This is a genomic window from Methanofollis sp. W23, from assembly GCF_017875325.1.
GTDB lineage: Archaea > Halobacteriota > Methanomicrobia > Methanomicrobiales > Methanofollaceae > Methanofollis.
Genome location: NZ_JAGGMN010000001.1, coordinates 322958 through 339618, shown reverse-complemented (window position 1 = coordinate 339618; position 16661 = coordinate 322958). Strand labels below are relative to the sequence as shown.

Here is a 16661-nt window from a genome sequence, read left to right as displayed (position 1 = left end):
GATCCCCGACGACCTCGACGCGGGTGCCCTGATTTCAATCCACGCACCCGTGAAGGGTGCGACGGGATTTTCCTCCTCCTCGCGATACGGGGCGCGAGATTTCAATCCACGCACCCGTGAAGGGTGCGACCTCTGACCTGGGATCCCGGGCTCGTCACCCTCGCGAATTTCAATCCACGCACCCGTGAAGGGTGCGACTCCACAGTGCCCCGCATCCCGACATAGCTACCCTTTATTTCAATCCACGCACCCGTGAAGGGTGCGACTCCCTGCGACCCGCGTCGAGTAGCTCACCGCCCCATTTCAATCCACGCACCCGTGAAGGGTGCGACACCCCGACGCATTACGCGGCCCCCCCGATCCGGATTTCAATCCACGCACCCGTGAAGGGTGCGACGCCCCCCGGCTCCTCCAGCGGCAGGCAGGAGGGGGAATTTCAATCCACGCACCCGTGAAGGGTGCGACCAGGTTCTCCCGGCGCGGCGGCCCTGCGGAAACATTTCAATCCACGCACCCGTGAAGGGTGCGACGCGCTCGGCGAGGTGGCGCTGGATCAGATACTGATTTCAATCCACGCACCCGTGAAGGGTGCGACTCCCGGATCACCTGCTCTGCTCTCGGGTTGCGGTGGTTATTTCAATCCACGCACCCGTGAAGGGTGCGACGGGGCGAGGGCGGTGAGGGCCTCGGCAAACTGCGATTTCAATCCACGCACCCGTGAAGGGTGCGACGGGGGAGTGGTCGGCTGCCGACTTCGGCGAGGATGATTTCAATCCACGCACCCGTGAAGGGTGCGACGCGTCTCCCCCGAGGCTGCGGTTCGGTATCTCGTCATTTCAATCCACGCACCCGTGAAGGGTGCGACTTTGGTGTCCAGAGATTCGTTGTTGAGTTGGTTCATATTTCAATCCACGCACCCGTGAAGGGTGCGACAGTTGAATTCTTTCCAGGCGCCTGCTGAGCGGGAATTTCAATCCACGCACCCGTGAAGGGTGCGACATTCGGGTGTCTCAAAGTGGGGCCGCCCCTATTCTCAATTTCAATCCACGCACCCGTGAAGGGTGCGACCGCCCGCCTGCGTTCGGATTCGGGCCCGACCAGATTTCAATCCACGCACCCGTGAAGGGTGCGACACCGTAGGTCGAGAGATCTGTGTTGCCGCTGTTGGAATTTCAATCCACGCACCCGTGAAGGGTGCGACGATCTGGGTACTTGATCCAAGATCCAGATCAGAATTTCAATCCACGCACCCGTGAAGGGTGCGACTTTGGAGCGGATACGGCAGAGTATAGGGCTAAAATATTTCAATCCACGCACCCGTGAAGGGTGCGACAGTTTCGCCGCGTCGTCGAGGTCGCGGGCGTCGACATTTCAATCCACGCACCCGTGAAGGGTGCGACGTGCCGATTTTCATGGAGCAGGAGCCGGGCTCAAGCGGATTTCAATCCACGCACCCGTGAAGGGTGCGACGCGGCACGGCGTCGAGGCGCGGATAGATCCGTTCGATTTCAATCCACGCACCCGTGAAGGGTGCGACTTGTTGTTCCCCTTCGGATATCCTAGCCCCACAATTTCAATCCACGCACCCGTGAAGGGTGCGACCCTGCAGATGGAGTCTCCGAACCCGATCCCTACACCATTTCAATCCACGCACCCGTGAAGGGTGCGACAAGAGCACGGCGGCGTCAAGTCGCCGGCCGAAGTATTTCAATCCACGCACCCGTGAAGGGTGCGACGACTCCGAACAGGGCGGTCAGCCAGTAGAACCCATTTCAATCCACGCACCCGTGAAGGGTGCGACTTTTCCAGACGTCGTAGAGGTTCGCGTCCATGTAATTTCAATCCACGCACCCGTGAAGGGTGCGACGAGCAGAGCAATCCCAGAATCCCGATTGTTGACCAATTTCAATCCACGCACCCGTGAAGGGTGCGACCATATTGGGAGGATTCGTCACCCGACCGCAACCCGATTTCAATCCACGCACCCGTGAAGGGTGCGACATCATGTCGTTTCGTCCCAACTCTGGCTCTGTGCATTTCAATCCACGCACCCGTGAAGGGTGCGACGGTCAACGGGACGCAGGCGAAGGACTTCGACGAGCGATTTCAATCCACGCACCCGTGAAGGGTGCGACTCAAGCCCGCGCCGATCTTCTCCACCCAGTTCCAATTTCAATCCACGCACCCGTGAAGGGTGCGACGGCGTCCCTGGACAACATCAACAAGCAGATCGCCATTTCAATCCACGCACCCGTGAAGGGTGCGACCACCGATACGATATATATACTTTTCTGAAATATTCAATTTCAATCCACGCACCCGTGAAGGGTGCGACGTATTTTGCTCCAGGAGTATTGTCGGAGGGGCCAATTTCAATCCACGCACCCGTGAAGGGTGCGACGACCTCGCCGCCGCGATCAGGAGACTGACGGCCTATTTCAATCCACGCACCCGTGAAGGGTGCGACGCGGCACCTATGAGGGGTGGTTCGCGATCCACTGGATTTCAATCCACGCACCCGTGAAGGGTGCGACAATCTCGCCGAGAAATTGATTGAGCAGGGATATACATTTCAATCCACGCACCCGTGAAGGGTGCGACGGTAGGAACGTTCCCCGGTGCGGAGGGTGAAAAAATTTCAATCCACGCACCCGTGAAGGGTGCGACCCTGCTCCGAGTTTTCCCCGGTTCGTGCCGAGCGTATTTCAATCCACGCACCCGTGAAGGGTGCGACCTCAGGGGACGAAGGCCGATGACGAGGTCGAGGTATTTCAATCCACGCACCCGTGAAGGGTGCGACCTTCCAGGTGCGAGTGATCGGGTCGTTTTTTGAATTTCAATCCACGCACCCGTGAAGGGTGCGACTCCAGGGACGCCTGGTGTGCAGAGGCTGAATCCTGATTTCAATCCACGCACCCGTGAAGGGTGCGACGGCGCATGCCCTACTGGCGCCCGGCGCCTGAAAGCATTTCAATCCACGCACCCGTGAAGGGTGCGACGATGTCGGACCGACGACGCGATCAAGGGTCGCTGATTTCAATCCACGCACCCGTGAAGGGTGCGACCGTTTTGGTCGATGGACTACTGGGCCGCCGAACCATTTCAATCCACGCACCCGTGAAGGGTGCGACAGTTCCGCCGGACCATTCTCGGCTACAGAACAGAGATTTCAATCCACGCACCCGTGAAGGGTGCGACGATCTTTTTCGAGTTGGGTGATCTGCCGGATCTCATTTCAATCCACGCACCCGTGAAGGGTGCGACACTCTGCCCTTGCGAAGGCGTGGTCGTCGGCGATTTCAATCCACGCACCCGTGAAGGGTGCGACATGGGCTCTCTGCCGACCACGCCCGGGTGATCGCGAATTTCAATCCACGCACCCGTGAAGGGTGCGACCTGTGACCCGATCTTCCAGTCATAACCTCCATAATTTCAATCCACGCACCCGTGAAGGGTGCGACTGGGGATCCTGGCGGCGGCGGAAACGAAACAGGCTCATTTCAATCCACGCACCCGTGAAGGGTGCGACCCCGGCGCGGACTGCCGCGCAGCGCCCAATCACAATTTCAATCCACGCACCCGTGAAGGGTGCGACCCCGGCGCGGACTGCCGCGCAGCGCCCAATCACAATTTCAATCCACGCACCCGTGAAGGGTGCGACCCTGACACACACTGGTTTGGACCTTTCGCGGCAATTTCAATCCACGCACCCGTGAAGGGTGCGACATCGCAAGACATGTACTTCTCCGACATGCTCCTATTTCAATCCACGCACCCGTGAAGGGTGCGACCACGTCTTCTTCCACTCAACCCAGTCTGAGAGATTTCAATCCACGCACCCGTGAAGGGTGCGACTCCTTGGTGCGCTCTACGTCCTGATGCCGCGCCAATTTCAATCCACGCACCCGTGAAGGGTGCGACCCTTCCAGGTGCGAGTGATCGGGTCGTTTTTTGAATTTCAATCCACGCACCCGTGAAGGGTGCGACGACTCCAGGAACTGTAGGTCCTGAAGGTTCGCCCGATTTCAATCCACGCACCCGTGAAGGGTGCGACACGGGGATTACAGCGATCCTGAGAAATTCATGCGATTTCAATCCACGCACCCGTGAAGGGTGCGACCTCGGATTTCTGCGCCGTTTTCGCGGTCTGGGATTTCAATCCACGCACCCGTGAAGGGTGCGACCGCCAGCTCCGCCGCGAGTGCCAACACCTCCGTTATTTCAATCCACGCACCCGTGAAGGGTGCGACTGCAGATTACCCAAACCCCTCCTTCATCATTTTTCCAAAGATGAGACAGAGATCTAAGCCAATCACAACTCTCTCAACCTGATATCAAATATTGTTTTCGTCAAAATAACGCAGGACAATATTATTCATCGCCCAAAATATCTATTCTCCAAACCATTGCGCAGACCCGCCCCCCAAAAATTAGATGCAACTCAAAAATAATATAGCCTCCTCGCCACCACAAACAGTATATTTCAGTTCTCCATTTTCCCTGCGAAGCTCCCGGAAAAAAGATGGTCGCTCCAGGTTCGCCGCGATCAGGTGATTAATAATCCTTCTGGGTCGTACCCCTCCTTTGCACCAAAGTGCTCAACCCGACGCTTCCAGTTCTTTCCCAGGTAATAAAACCTGAGACTGTCCTTCTCCTCGTCGATGATACTACATAAAGAATGTTTCAGTTGTGCAAACTGAGCGGGGTCCACAAGACACTCGAAGACTGAATTTTGGACCCTCTGCCCATAGTTCACACACTCCTTTGCCACCCTCCGCAGTCTTTTCTTTCCCTCGGCAGATTCTGTACTCACATCATACGTGACCAATACCATCATGCACAACACCTCAATTCATGAAGAACGGTGGATACCCATCGATATCTCCCCGCAAGAAACGGGCAAGAAGCATCGCCTGTACATACGGGACCAGCCCCACCTGTACCTTCTCATTCAGGTAGGGATGAGTAATCGAGTCCACTTTCCTCTTCTGCCAGGCCGCGAGAACCTTTTTCTTTCCATTCTCCGTCATGATCACCGCCCCATTCTCCTTCTTGAGAAAATCGTTCCCCCTCACCTGCTTCAAATTCACCAGGTTCAGGGCCAGACGGTCCCCCAGGAACGGCCGGAGTTCTTCCATCAGATCCAGTGCCAGACTCGGCCTTCCAGGCCGGTCAGTATGGAAGAACCCCACATAGGGATCAAGCCCCACCGTCTCCAGGGCGGACTCGACGTCATGGGCAAGCAGGGTGTACAGGAACGATAGCAGGGCATTCATGTTGTCGAGAGGTGGGCGCCGGTTCCGTTCAGAGATGAAAAAATCATCCTTCTGCTTGAGGATCAGTTCATCAAGGACGCCGAAATAGAACTTTGCGCAGTTCCCCTCGATACCCCTGAGAGTGTCTGCGCTGGCACAGTCGTCAACCCCCAGCAGGTTCTCGATCAGCATCGCATCCGCCGACCTGATCCGGTCACCCCTGACGACATCTGCATGATCGCGGAGACTCCTCCCAAGGACCGTTCGACAGTTCACCACCTTCCCGATGATTAAATCCCTGGCAATATCCAGGGAGGCTTCCTGGTCGTCCGCCGTGCGATACTGTGTCCGTCGCAACAGGACATTCCCCCGCACTCGCCCCTGCACCCGCGCCAGAAACCTTCCCGACGGAGTCAAAAAAGAGAGACCGACATTATTGTCGGTACACAACCGCATCAACTGAGGGCTGGCGCCCATGTACCCAAAACACACGATCCCTTCGAGATTGTGAATAGGAATACGGAACTTCTCTTCGCCACTGACCTTAACGATGACATTTTCGCCATCTCTGAGAAGATAGGATTCTGGAGAGGTGACATATAAGGTGTTGAGCAACTTTCTCATGAATAAATGGTCACAGAGGGTTATTTATCTGTGCAAATATAAACTATTCTAAAATAATCAGAGTATTGAAGATCCTCCATGACCTGCCCGACCCCCCCTACTCTTCTACCACCCCAAGGTCGCACCACCCGTCCTCATTCAGATCAGTCCACAACGAGCACCCCGGCGACCCTGAACAGTGGTTCCCGAACGGACAGGTGCCGGCAAGAGAGGACGGGTCTTCCTCATCTTCACCCGACCCCTCGCCCTCCAGCACGTCGCGGTCGTCGCATGGCTCTTCTTCCTCCTGCGGCGCCGCCTCCAGGTCGTCTCCGGCACCTGGAGGGCTACCGTCATCCACGCACCCGGCAAAACCCATGACCAGACCGAGGAGCACGATCACCTGCACCCAGGATAGACCGGTCTTTCCCTCCAACTCCCTCACCTCATATGCAGTCTCTTCCGTGTCATTGCCGCAAGCCACCGCCAGTGCATCCCCACATGCACCAGGGCAAGCACGCAGAACACCACCCCTGACCAGTCATGGACCAGGGTCAGGGAGCCAAGCAAGTGATACCCCCACCCCAACGCCCCCAGCAACCCGGGCCACTTGAGAAAGCCGGTGAAGGCGCAGAGGAGAAAGGTGATCACCATCCCCAGATCGATATAATAGAGAAAATCTCGTCGTTCCATCATCATCCATAAATCCTGACATCGGGCATGGTTCTAAAAAAATATGGAGACCATCCCTGGATCCCCTCTCCAGGCCCCATCACTCTTTCCTATGCACCGCGATCAGCCCGACACCGAGACCGCCGAGGAGCAGAAGAAAGATCCCGCCGCCCACCACGTCAGGAGCCTCTTCGGGCGGTTCTTCGACTTCGTTGAAGAGCACATAGTCAGGACTCTCCAGGACTGTGTCCCTGGTGGCCGAGTAGTCTGCGACGAACTGCGTGATCTCATCAGGCGTTGCAGTCTTCTCGAACTTCACCTTCTTTCTCATCTCGGCAAACCCCTCAGGGAAGACCTCTTCTGAGATCGTACGTTCGACCGTCTCGCCGGTGGAGCGTTGGGTGATCTCGAACCGGTAACTCTCTGGCGTCCGTGCCTTCGAGTTCTTCTGGATCGCAGACTTGGTCAGGTTGGCGATCGGCACCCCGTCGACCCCGATAAATTCCACCTCTCCCCGGTACGCCGGGTCCATGCCCGGCCCGGTCCCGGTGACGTACCATGCCGCGTGGACCGATCCCTTCGAGACAAGCCAACACTCCAGGCCGATGTCAGAGCGTTCAGGAACTTCGTCGCCCCAGACCTCCTGGATCCCGCTGAGAAGCGCCCGGTAGGTACACCCGCAACAGATACAGACATCAGGACTCTGGCCTTCCAGCGCCCCATGATAGGCCCCGACATCATCGATCGTGATCTCGACCAGTTCCCCGTCCTCAGAGACGACAATCGGCCCGAGGTCCACCTCAGGTGCCGGGGAAGCCCCCGGCATATGAGCAGAGACGCACTGGCAGAGCACCAGCGCGGCACACAGAAGAAACAATCCTTTTTTCATCGCGTATCAACCCTCATCGACGGTACGGCCCCTCTCCATCGCAGTCTATATGCCAGGGAAAGACCGTCCTTGCCCCAGACATGATGCGCACAGGTCAGGGGCATAGTGCGTACAAACTCTAATGTTTGGCGATAATCAAGGGTCTCCAAAACTCTTTCGGGAAATGGGACCAGGCCACAAAAGTTTCGGAAAAGAAGTCCCCGAAAACTCTCCCTGACTGGTTCTGTAGAATCAGGCATGAACCCCTGGTTCACACATACGTGATGAACAAGATCGTGGGTCTCCGGAGTGTGTGGATCCGTGCTCCTCCTTTCGCGCAGGACACCACGCGGGACCACCACTCTCCTGCCACCCCCGCCTCTCCTCACCGTAGGGGGTCCAGGGGAGGGGGGGCACCCCCCGGCGCGAGATGACAGGAAAAATTCGACGATGAGGGTGGCACACCCGATCATCGCGATGGCGAAAGGAGGAGGAAGGCAGAATGCCAACATCCTGAAGGCGTCCCTCTCATCTATCTGCATATCATCTCCAACGAGATCGGGCTGGTTCAAATTCTCATAAAAACCAGGAAAGATAATCGTCAGGATCATTTTCATGGTACATCTCTCTGGTTCCTCTCGGTGACGGGGGGTGCACCCCCCGTTCCCCCGCCGCACGATCGACCGAAGACAGCAGCACTCTCGTCGCAGTCGTCCGTCGTGCCTTCCCTGTCTCATCGTCGTCCTGGAGGGTCCGGGGGCACTCGCCCCCGGCGAGATGATGGGAGAAGGCGGGTGAGTCGCGCTCACGCCAAGAATAGGTGAGGGATTCTACAAAACCCCCTTACGAGGATCCCGGACCTGCGGCCCATTCATGATCCGGACAATATATTAGCCCGCAGATCCCACACTCTCTCTGAGTCAAAGAGAGATTCCAGATCTCCCATTCTCAAAATCATCTCTTCACACCAACGGAGCACCAGACCCATGCTGAACAAATTTTTCATCCCCGTCGTCGCCCTCGCCGCGCTCGTCGCCCTGTACGGCATGATCACCGGACAGTGGATGATTACCGTCTTCTTCATCGCCCTCGGTGTCGTCCTCGTCGCCCTCTGGCGATGGAGCATCAGGCCTATGTTGAAAAAATTCCTCATCCCCGCCACCGTCCTCGTCACGCTCCTCGCCATCTACTGCATCCTCACCGCACAATGGATCTATGCCGCTCTTTTCCTTGCCACTGCCCTCGCTCTCGCGCTCGTCGCCCTCTGGAAATACTGGTAGAGGACGGCCGCCCGCTCAGTCGTGCGCCATCTGGTCGATCGCCGCCGTGACCGCCAGGACGAGTGCAGCGTCATGGCCGGGTGCGATCTCCACGCCGTAGGTGTCCCGGATCCTGAACCACTTCTTCGAGACCTCCGCGACCCGCTCCCGCCCGGCATCGATCCGGTACTCGTGGTCCAGGATGTTTCCCTGCACACTCCAGTCCTCCCCCTCGGGGACCTTCACCGTCCACCGGTCACGGAGCGGGGCGATCAGCGCCTTCTTGATCGTCGCCGCCGTCCCGCCGTCGCCCCGCTCGATCTCCATCGTGTCCTTGATACGGAGCATCCGCTCCTGGATTTTGTAGAGGTCCCGCCCCCCGCTGTCCTGGATGACCAGCGTATTGCGGATGCGCAGCATCTTCCCGTCCACCTTGAAGGCCTTCTCTCCGGTATCGTCCTCGATCCAGTAGTCGTCCCCGAAGGCGACGATCTTCTCCCGCATCCTGTACCGGTGTGCCCCTTCCTCTCGGCCCCGCAGGGCGGCGCCTCCTCTTCGTCGTAACATACTCCTGACTCCCCCGGACCCTCGCCGGTCCGCGGCCCGGAGGCAATACCCGGAGATCGATATAATACTTTTTCCCGGAGACCAGGCACCGGCCCCTGCCATTTTATATAGATCCAGAAATATCTCCTGCCCACCACGCACCCGGAGACGCAGTTGCCTGCCGACCCTCCCGGGTGCCCATGGCCAGGAGGACGGATACCATGAATGGATCAGATTCACGGCAGTTCTGGATCGGCGTGATCGTGGGACTGGTGGTGGCGCTCATCGTCAATTACCTCGTCACCATCGGCGGCGCCTTCATTGGCGGGATCGTGACCGGCTTGATCGTGCGGGGCGGCGCAAAGAACGGGGGGAAAGCAGGCGTCTATCTCGGCCTCCTGAACGCCGTGGTGCTGGCGGCCGCCATCTTCGTGTATGGCATCGAGACCGCCCCGGCCGACATCAGTTACCTCGGGTTCCTCGGCTCGACGCTCTTCATCGTCGTCGCCCTCTTCCCGCTCTTCGGCCTCTTCGGCTATGTGGGCGGGCTTATCGGGGGGTCGCTGACGAAGTGATGGACCCAACTGGCATAAATCTCCGACCGCCGACGACAGAGATCTGATGCAGGGGCGACCTGGAGAGGGGGGCGGTGAAGTGATGAAAGAAAGATACCCCTGTTCACTTTTTCTTAAAACCTCTGAAGACTCGCCTATAGAACAACGAATGGACACAGAAGAAGAACACCGCCTGACGCACATCACGATTGCCGCCATGTCTCTGGCCCCGGTCTGGAACATTTTTATAGCGTCGCCCCCATCTCCCGTCCGCTTGAATGAGATGGCATCTATCCATCCATTGAAGCAGGGTGAAATTTCGAAAGGGGGGAAATGAAAATGCAACAACTGCAGGAAACCGTCGGTCCCCGGACCGTGCCGCCGCCCGACGGCGCGAGCGACGTGTTGCGCGACGCGATCGCCGGCACTCCGGAGCGCATCCTCCAGCGTATGAGGTGGCTGAGGGAAGTCCCTGACAGCGAAGCCGGGTGGCTGGCGCTCATCGCGGCGAGCGACCAGGCCATGGCAAGAGAGGTCAGGGCGGCTATCGACCAGTCCGCGGCCTCGGTCGAGCGCGACGAGATCGCAGGGGTCACGGTCTACCACGTGACCCCTGACGAGATCGACCCCGAGCACGAAGGACACCTCTTCGTCCATGTCCACGGCGGCGCCTACATCTTCGCAGGCGGAGAGGCATGCGTTGCAGAAGCCCTCGCCATCGCCCTCGGGACCAGGATGCGGGCACTGTCCATCGACTACCGCATGGCACCCAGGCATCCCTATCCCGCTGCCGTCGACGACGTGGTGGCCGTGTACCGGCACCTGCGAACCGGGCGGCCAGCACGGTCCATGGCCATGGGCGGCAGTTCGGCGGGCGGCGGCCTCACCCTCTCCGCGGTCCAGCACCTCATCGAACAGGGCGTCGAGGTGCCGGGTGCGCTCTTCGTCGGCACACCAGGGTCCGACCTGAGCGGGACCGGCGACACCATCTTCACCAACCAGGGCGTGGACCGCAACATCCCTTTTTACAACGGCCTGATCGAAGGCGCATTACGGCTGTATGCGGGTGGTCGCAGCCTGAAAGACCCGCGGATCTCACCCATCTACGGCACCTTCGACGGGTTCCCGCCCACGCTGCTGGCGACGGGAACGCGCGACCTGTTCCTGAGCAACACCGTTCGCACCCACATCAAACTCCGCCAGGCGGGCACGCCGGCCGACATTCTGGTGTACGAAGGGGCGTCCCATGGCGACTACCTGCACGAACTTGCTTCGCCTGAGTCTCAGCACTTTCTTGCAGAACTGGATCGCTTTTTCACCCGGCACCTGCGGGTCTCGAAACCGGTGAAAAAGATGATGGCCCACATGGACTCCGCCCTGGGCTTAAACCTGTGAACGGAACAGGGGGCGGCGACGATGATCCCGCCGCTCCCGGCCCCCCTTCCTGCCTCCCCTCCTACTGCCGCGCCATCATGCGGTGGTATTTTTGCTCCTCCGGTTCGAGACGGCTGACCTCGTCCTCTTCCAGATCAATACGCACCCAGTGGATCTTGCCCTGGAACCTGTTCGCCGCACCCTCAGGATAGTCATCGGTGACCGGCATGGCCAGATCAGAACCGATATCCATCGTCTCATCGGCGGAGAAGACGAAGGGCACGGTCTTCTCGATGCGCCCTTCCCCGACCTTTCTGTCGTTGACATAGATCATCCCGGTGCCGCCGGCCCCGGGTCTGCCGCCGTCGAAGGCGAAGTGATAGCGGATGGTGACCGTGCCGGCGGGCAGTTTCTCGGACGTTTTTACGTAGTAGTAATCAAAGTCGAAGAAGTTGTGGACATATCTGGCCGCGCCGTCCCTGACATAGAGTGCCCACCCGGCAAAACGCCCGCCCTGTGCCACGATCACGCCGTCCGTCCTGCCTTCAGTGACTTCCACCTCGGCGGTGACAGTGTGCGAGCGGTTCTTGATGTTGAGCACGGTGTTCTCCATCAGGTGGGTCATGCCCGGGTAGAAGGTCATGGTCGTGCGGCCGCCTGGCAGGTCAGGGCGTCCGGCGACGGCGGCGTTGAAACGCTCGTAGCGCCGATCGTCGAGCGGGAAAACGTTGTACCGGGCCGCCTCGATCATGAACAGGTACTGCAACTCGCGCAGTTTGTCGGGCATCTCCTTCGAGAGGTCGCGGGCCTGGCTCCAGTCTTTGGTGGTGTCGTAGAGTTCCCAGTCGTCCGCATCGAACGAAGGCCACTCACGCGTGAGCCACGGCGTACTGTGATGGGTCACGGCCGTCCAGCCCTCGTGATAGATCCCGCGGTTGCCGAAGATCTCAAAGTACTGGGTCAGGTGCCGCTCTTCGGCGTCCGGGTCGTCGAACGAGTCGGCCATGCTGACCCCCTCCAGAGGCTTCTGGGCGATGCCGTTGACCATGTAGGGTTCGGGCAGCCCGGCCACCTCCAGGATGGTGGGCACGATGTCGATGACGTGATGGAACTGCCGGCGGATCTCGCCCCTGGCCGTGATGCCCTCGGGCCAGCTGACGGCCATGGCGTTGCGGGTACCGCCGAAATGCGACGCCACCTGCTTGGTGTACTGGTAGGGACAGTTCATGGCGTGCGCCCAGCCGACCGGGTAGTGGTTGAAGGCCTTCGGCCCGCCGACATCGTCCAACCTTGGAAGCACGTCTTCCAGCACCTGCGGAATGCCGTTTAAAGCCATCAGTTCGTTGAAGGTGCCGTCAAGCCCGCCCTCAGCGCTGGCGCCGTTGTCGCCGGCGATGTAGATGAAGAGGGTGTCGTCATAGACACCCATCTCCTCGAGGGTCTCGATCAGGCGCATCACCTGGGCGTCGGTGTGCTCGGCAAAGCCCGCATACGCCTCCATCAGGCGGGCGTAGACCCTCTTCTGGGTCTCGTTCAGGTCGTCCCAGGCCGCCACTCCTTCGGGCCGGGGGGTCAGTTCGGTGTCGGGCGGCACGATGCTCCGGGCCTTCATGGCGGCCAGGGTCTCTTCCCGCACGGTGTCCCAGCCCCTGTCGAACCTGCCCCGATATCTGTCGATCCACTCCTGCGGGACATGATGCGGGGCATGGGTGGCGCCGAACGAGACGTAGAGGAAGAAAGGCTTGTCCGGGGTCATGACCTGCAGCCCGCGGACCCAGGCGATGGCCTTGTCGACGATATCCTCTGAAAAGTGGTAGCCCTCCTCCGCCGTGCCCCAGGGCTCGACAGGGATGTTGTTCATGTACAGGGTGGGCGACCACTGGTTGGTCTCACCGCCCACGAAACCGTAGAACTTCTCGAAGCCTTCGCCTGTAGGCCAGCGGTCGAAGGGACCCGACATGCTGACCTCCCAGGTCGGCGTCTGGTGTGCCTTGCCCACACACCCGGTGCTGTAGCCGTTGAGCCGCAGGACCTCGGCAATGGTGGCGACGCTGTTGGGGCGGACGCTGTCGTTGCCCGGCGCACCGGTGGCGACTTCACAGACCGAGCCTATCCCCGCCGAATGGTGGTTGCGGCCGGTCAGCAGCGCCGCACGCGTGGGCGAACAGAGTGCGGTGGTGTGGAAGCGGTTGTAGAGCAGCCCGTCTCCGGCGACCTTTTCCATGGCCGGCATCTGGCAGGGGCCGCCGGTCACACTTGGCGCACCAAACCCCATGTCGTCGATCAGGACGACGACCACATTGGGAGCGCCTTTAGGCGGCCGAAGCGGTTTTATGGGGGGGAATTCAGCGTTCCGCGCGTCCAGCGCCATCTTTCCCGCAACCTGGATATCGGGGATCGGGAGAAGTTCCCGCCCTGTTTTCTCCGGTTTCTGTACCATTTTATCCAACCTCCTTTTAGTTTCCATCCTCTGCCCGTGTGTCCTGGAGTGCGCTCTCCCGCCTGCAGGGATCATGTGATCAAATCGGCCAGAAGAAACGTCGAACCCTCCGCAAAGCGGGTTCTTCTGGCGGACACTGGTCAGCGCCTATATGTCGGCGGATTTATATGTATTCCCAGATGGCGGAGGAGGGGTTGGTGCAGATCTCCACGCCGTCCTCTGCTCACCTCTCCCGAGACCGTCTGAGGATCCGTTTATAGAAAAATGGCTGGACAAAGAAGAAGAACGCCACCGCAATGTACACCACGACCGCCGCCGGCGGGAGGAAGAGGGCGAGCAGCACCCCGATCCCATTGGAGACGATACCTGACCGTCGCCGTCTCTCCATGAGACGGAAATCATCCTCGGCAAGCCCGTCGACGAGCAGTTCGGGGCGCCACGCAAGGTAACGCATGATCGCGCTCAGCAGGACCGAGGCGACGAGGAGGTCCAGGCCGTAGACGAGGACCGAGAGGTGCGAACCCGCCCCGACGAGGTGGCCGGCCATCAGCCTCGTGGTGAACGGCAGGAAGGAGACGAAGAAGAGCGTCATCAGGGTGAGGCGGAACGTGACCTCGTCTTCCTCGGCGGTCAGGCGGGTGATGGACGCATGCGTCATCCAGAACCCGCCGATGAATACAAAACTGATCACATAGGCGAGGAAGTCGGGCCATGCCTCCAGGAGCGCCGGGACCAGGGCCTCGCCGCCCTCCGGCACCGGGAGTTCGAGGACGAGGAGCGTGATGACGATCGCAAACACCCCGTCGGCAAAGGCGTTCAACCGGTCGGCGGGGAGCACGTCGGTCAGGCGGCTCCGGCCCGGTCTCTTCTCCCCCTCGTCGCGGCGGCCCATTATTCACCGTCCCCGCCGGGATGATGGGGAGCAGAACTCAAAATTATTTGGATCGCCGGTGGGAGGGATCGAAAAAAGAGAGGGGAGTATGATCTCATAGAAATCCTCTCGATGATTCTCTTCGACTGGAGACGGCAATACGCTCCTCATGGTCATCGATGGTGCCTTCCCGGCCCTCTCTTCATCCCCCAGGGTCGGGGCGGCACTCGCCCCCCGCGAGAAAATGGGGGAAGGGGTGATGGATTAATCAGACGTGCCGCCCTCAAGTGCAGAATCTTTCCCGCCGTCTCGCGCCGGGGGGCGGCTATGGGAACACGATCCTCACTGATTCATCCTGTCTTAAAAAAGAGCATATCCCAAAACACTCTTAGGGTGAACATCCCCTCGAACCGACGTGCTTCTTTCCAAGAATTCCAAACCCTATCCTCCGCCTGGGGGCGTGCCGCCCCTCTTCATGGCTTCTCGCTGCCTTCCCGTCCCTATCGCCATCCCGGGGGTCTGGGGGCAGAGCCCCCAGCGCGGTGATGAGGGAAGGCGATGAATGCATCGGTGAGGAAGAGGGCTGGAGAGTTTTGGGATGACTTCAACAGGAAATTTTCATCACATATGTTTGAGACGCCCTCTCGTCCCATGCCAAATTCTACAGAGCCAAAAAAAGAAAGGAATATTCAGTCTTACAACGTCTCGATGCCGCCCATGTACTTCCTGAGCACCTCGGGCACCACGACCGAGCCGTCCTCCTGCTGATAGTTTTCGAGGATCGCCCTGATCGTCCTGGAGGTCGCCACCGCCGTGCTGTTGAGAGTGTGGACCGGGTGCTTGGAGGTGAAGTCAGAGGCGTCGCGCACCCTGATGTTGAGCCCCACCGCCTGGTACGAGGTGCAGTTCGAGCACGAGACCACCTCGCGGTACTGCTCCTCGCGAGGCATCCAGACCTCGATGTCGTACTTCTTCGCCGCCACCGTCCCGATATCGCCGGTGCAGATGTTGACGACATGATACGGGAGGCCCAGGGCCTGGAAGTACGCCTCGGCATTGGCCAGGAGTTCTTCATGGTACTGCCACGAGTCTTCAGGCTTGCAATAGATGAACTGCTCGACCTTCGTGAACTGGTGGACACGGAAGAGCCCCTTCGTGTCGAGCCCGTGGGCGCCGATCTCGCGCCTGAAACACGGGCTGATCCCGGCGTACTTCAGGGGGAGGTCCTTCTCCTCGAAGATCTCGTCCTTGTACATCGCCGCCATCGGGTGCTCGCTCGTGGCGATCATGAACTCGTCCTCGCCGTCGATCTTGTACATCACGTTCTCGAAGTCGGCGAGGTCGGTGACCCCCTCGTACGCCGCCCGGTTCATCATGTACGGGGGCGAGACCGGAGTGTAGCCGCGCTCCATCAGCATGTCGAGGGCATAGCGCTGCAGCGCCATGTCCAGGAGGACGAGGTTGCCCTTGAGGAAGTAGAACCCGGCCCCTGAGATCTTGACCGCACGCTCGAAGTCGGCCCAGTCATGCTCGACCGCGAGGGCGCCGTGGTTCTTCAACTCGAACGCCGGAACCTTCAGTTCACCCCACCGCTTCACCTCGACGTTTTCGGTGTCGTCCTTGCCGACCGGGACACTCTCGTGGAGGATATTGGGGATCCGCATCAGATAGAAATGGACCCGCTCGTCGATCGCGTCGAGTTCGGTCTCGGCCTCCTTGATCACCTTCGGGAGGGTGGACGCCTCTTCGAGGAGGGGCGCGATGTCCTCGCCCGCCTTCCTGGCGGCATTGATCTCGCGGCCGATCTTGTTGCGCCGGCTCCGCATCCGGTTGACCTCAGTCTGGATCTCGCGGCTCCGCCGGTCCTTCTCCAGCAGGTCGTCGAGCCATGCAAGTTTCTCCTCGTCTCCCCTCTTCGTGAGGTCGGCCCTCACGACCTCAGGATGATCCCTGATGAACTTCAACTCAAGCATTGTCTTCTCTCTCCCTCTGGTGCGCTGAATTCATAAATTGATTCTTTCCTGTCCTGATCAGTTTGGATGCGAGAGAACTTGAGGGTTGCCCGGAGGGGACTGCCCCGGATAAAATAGGATCAATATCTCCTCTCAGTCTTCCTCTCTTGCTTGAGAGAAGGCGGCCGGAGATGCATACCCCCGGGCCATCCATCACACAGTGGGAGGACGACCAGAAGAAGGTGAGAACAATTTGTAGGGTTTCGC

The 16661-nt window shown here is 59.5% G+C and carries 12 protein-coding genes and 1 CRISPR repeat array (1 of these 13 cut by a window edge); of the genes, 3 read left to right on the top strand and 9 right to left on the bottom strand.

The genetic code is table 11. The features are described 5' to 3' along the window. Positions 1 to 4250: direct repeats of the CRISPR family, unit length 32 nt; unit sequence ATTTCAATCCACGCACCCGTGAAGGGTGCGAC (it extends 502 nt beyond the left edge of the window). A 296-nt stretch (positions 4251 to 4546) separates the two neighbouring features. The 5 genes from cas2 to J2129_RS01380 form a co-directional block, all read right to left on the bottom strand. Then, on the bottom strand, positions 4547 to 4837 hold the full coding sequence (gene cas2 / locus J2129_RS01400; protein WP_245320537.1) for a CRISPR-associated endonuclease Cas2: 291 nt from the start codon (positions 4835 to 4837) through the stop codon (positions 4547 to 4549). Positions 4838 to 4847: 10 nt separating this feature from the next. Continuing rightward, positions 4848 to 5879 (bottom strand): type I-C CRISPR-associated endonuclease Cas1c, encoded by a 1032-nt coding sequence (gene cas1c, locus J2129_RS01395; RefSeq protein ID WP_209628906.1) that lies wholly within the window; start codon positions 5877 to 5879, stop codon positions 4848 to 4850. A 97-nt stretch (positions 5880 to 5976) separates the two neighbouring features. Continuing rightward, a complete protein-coding gene (locus J2129_RS01390; protein ID WP_209628904.1) occupies positions 5977 to 6294 on the bottom strand; it encodes a hypothetical protein in 318 nt (105 codons plus the stop codon). Between the two features lie 5 nt (positions 6295 to 6299). After that, positions 6300 to 6551: a DUF4405 domain-containing protein gene (locus J2129_RS01385; protein ID WP_209628902.1), complete on the bottom strand. Its 252-nt coding sequence runs from the start codon at positions 6549 to 6551 to the stop codon at positions 6300 to 6302. 79 nt (positions 6552 to 6630) lie between these two features. After that, positions 6631 to 7419, bottom strand: coding sequence for a hypothetical protein (locus tag J2129_RS01380; RefSeq protein WP_209628900.1), 789 nt, complete (start codon positions 7417 to 7419; stop codon positions 6631 to 6633). A gap of 965 nt (positions 7420 to 8384) precedes the next feature. Here J2129_RS01380 and J2129_RS01375 point away from each other — a divergent pair. Next, positions 8385 to 8678 (top strand): hypothetical protein, encoded by a 294-nt coding sequence (locus tag J2129_RS01375; protein ID WP_209628898.1) that lies wholly within the window; start codon positions 8385 to 8387, stop codon positions 8676 to 8678. Between the two features lie 15 nt (positions 8679 to 8693). Here the strand turns inward: J2129_RS01375 and J2129_RS01370 are convergent, their stop codons facing one another. Further along, positions 8694 to 9224, bottom strand: coding sequence for an LURP-one-related family protein (locus J2129_RS01370; RefSeq protein ID WP_209628896.1), 531 nt, complete (start codon positions 9222 to 9224; stop codon positions 8694 to 8696). Positions 9225 to 9424: 200 nt separating this feature from the next. Between J2129_RS01370 and J2129_RS01365 the strand changes: the two genes are divergently transcribed. Both J2129_RS01365 and J2129_RS01360 read left to right on the top strand, forming a co-directional pair. Continuing rightward, positions 9425 to 9778, top strand: coding sequence for a DUF5518 domain-containing protein (locus J2129_RS01365; protein ID WP_209628894.1), 354 nt, complete (start codon positions 9425 to 9427; stop codon positions 9776 to 9778). A gap of 318 nt (positions 9779 to 10096) precedes the next feature. After that, on the top strand, positions 10097 to 11152 hold the full coding sequence (locus J2129_RS01360) for an alpha/beta hydrolase (RefSeq protein ID WP_209628892.1): 1056 nt from the start codon (positions 10097 to 10099) through the stop codon (positions 11150 to 11152). 61 nt (positions 11153 to 11213) lie between these two features. On the opposite strand, the gene J2129_RS01355 is transcribed toward J2129_RS01360, so the two are convergent. The 3 genes from J2129_RS01355 to serS form a co-directional block, all read right to left on the bottom strand. Then, complete coding sequence (locus tag J2129_RS01355; RefSeq protein WP_209628889.1) at positions 11214 to 13571, bottom strand: arylsulfatase; 2358 nt, start codon at positions 13569 to 13571, stop codon at positions 11214 to 11216. A 223-nt stretch (positions 13572 to 13794) separates the two neighbouring features. Next, entirely contained in the window at positions 13795 to 14463 is a 669-nt protein-coding gene (locus tag J2129_RS01350) for a TMEM175 family protein (protein ID WP_209628887.1), read from the bottom strand. A 674-nt stretch (positions 14464 to 15137) separates the two neighbouring features. Further along, positions 15138 to 16415 carry a serine--tRNA ligase gene (gene serS, locus J2129_RS01345; RefSeq protein WP_209628885.1) on the bottom strand — a complete coding sequence of 426 codons (1278 nt, stop codon included), beginning with the start codon at positions 16413 to 16415 and terminating at the stop codon, positions 15138 to 15140. Positions 16416 to 16661: the final 246 nt, after the last annotated feature.

What these genes read in the sequence shown, in the direction of transcription:
- J2129_RS01365 (WP_209628894.1), top strand. Translation starts at nt 9,425, where the DNA reads ATGAATGGATCAGATTCACGGCAGTTCTGGATCGGCGTGATCGTGGGA.
- serS (WP_209628885.1), bottom strand. Translation starts at nt 16,415, where the DNA reads ATGCTTGAGTTGAAGTTCATCAGGGATCATCCTGAGGTCGTGAGGGCC.
- J2129_RS01385 (WP_209628902.1), bottom strand. Translation starts at nt 6,551, where the DNA reads ATGGAACGACGAGATTTTCTCTATTATATCGATCTGGGGATGGTGATC.
- J2129_RS01350 (WP_209628887.1), bottom strand. Translation starts at nt 14,463, where the DNA reads ATGGGCCGCCGCGACGAGGGGGAGAAGAGACCGGGCCGGAGCCGCCTG.
- J2129_RS01355 (WP_209628889.1), bottom strand. Translation starts at nt 13,571, where the DNA reads ATGGTACAGAAACCGGAGAAAACAGGGCGGGAACTTCTCCCGATCCCC.
- cas1c (WP_209628906.1), bottom strand. Translation starts at nt 5,879, where the DNA reads ATGAGAAAGTTGCTCAACACCTTATATGTCACCTCTCCAGAATCCTAT.
- cas2 (WP_245320537.1), bottom strand. Translation starts at nt 4,837, where the DNA reads ATGATGGTATTGGTCACGTATGATGTGAGTACAGAATCTGCCGAGGGA.
- J2129_RS01370 (WP_209628896.1), bottom strand. Translation starts at nt 9,224, where the DNA reads ATGTTACGACGAAGAGGAGGCGCCGCCCTGCGGGGCCGAGAGGAAGGG.
- J2129_RS01375 (WP_209628898.1), top strand. Translation starts at nt 8,385, where the DNA reads ATGCTGAACAAATTTTTCATCCCCGTCGTCGCCCTCGCCGCGCTCGTC.
- J2129_RS01380 (WP_209628900.1), bottom strand. Translation starts at nt 7,419, where the DNA reads ATGAAAAAAGGATTGTTTCTTCTGTGTGCCGCGCTGGTGCTCTGCCAG.
- J2129_RS01360 (WP_209628892.1), top strand. Translation starts at nt 10,097, where the DNA reads ATGCAACAACTGCAGGAAACCGTCGGTCCCCGGACCGTGCCGCCGCCC.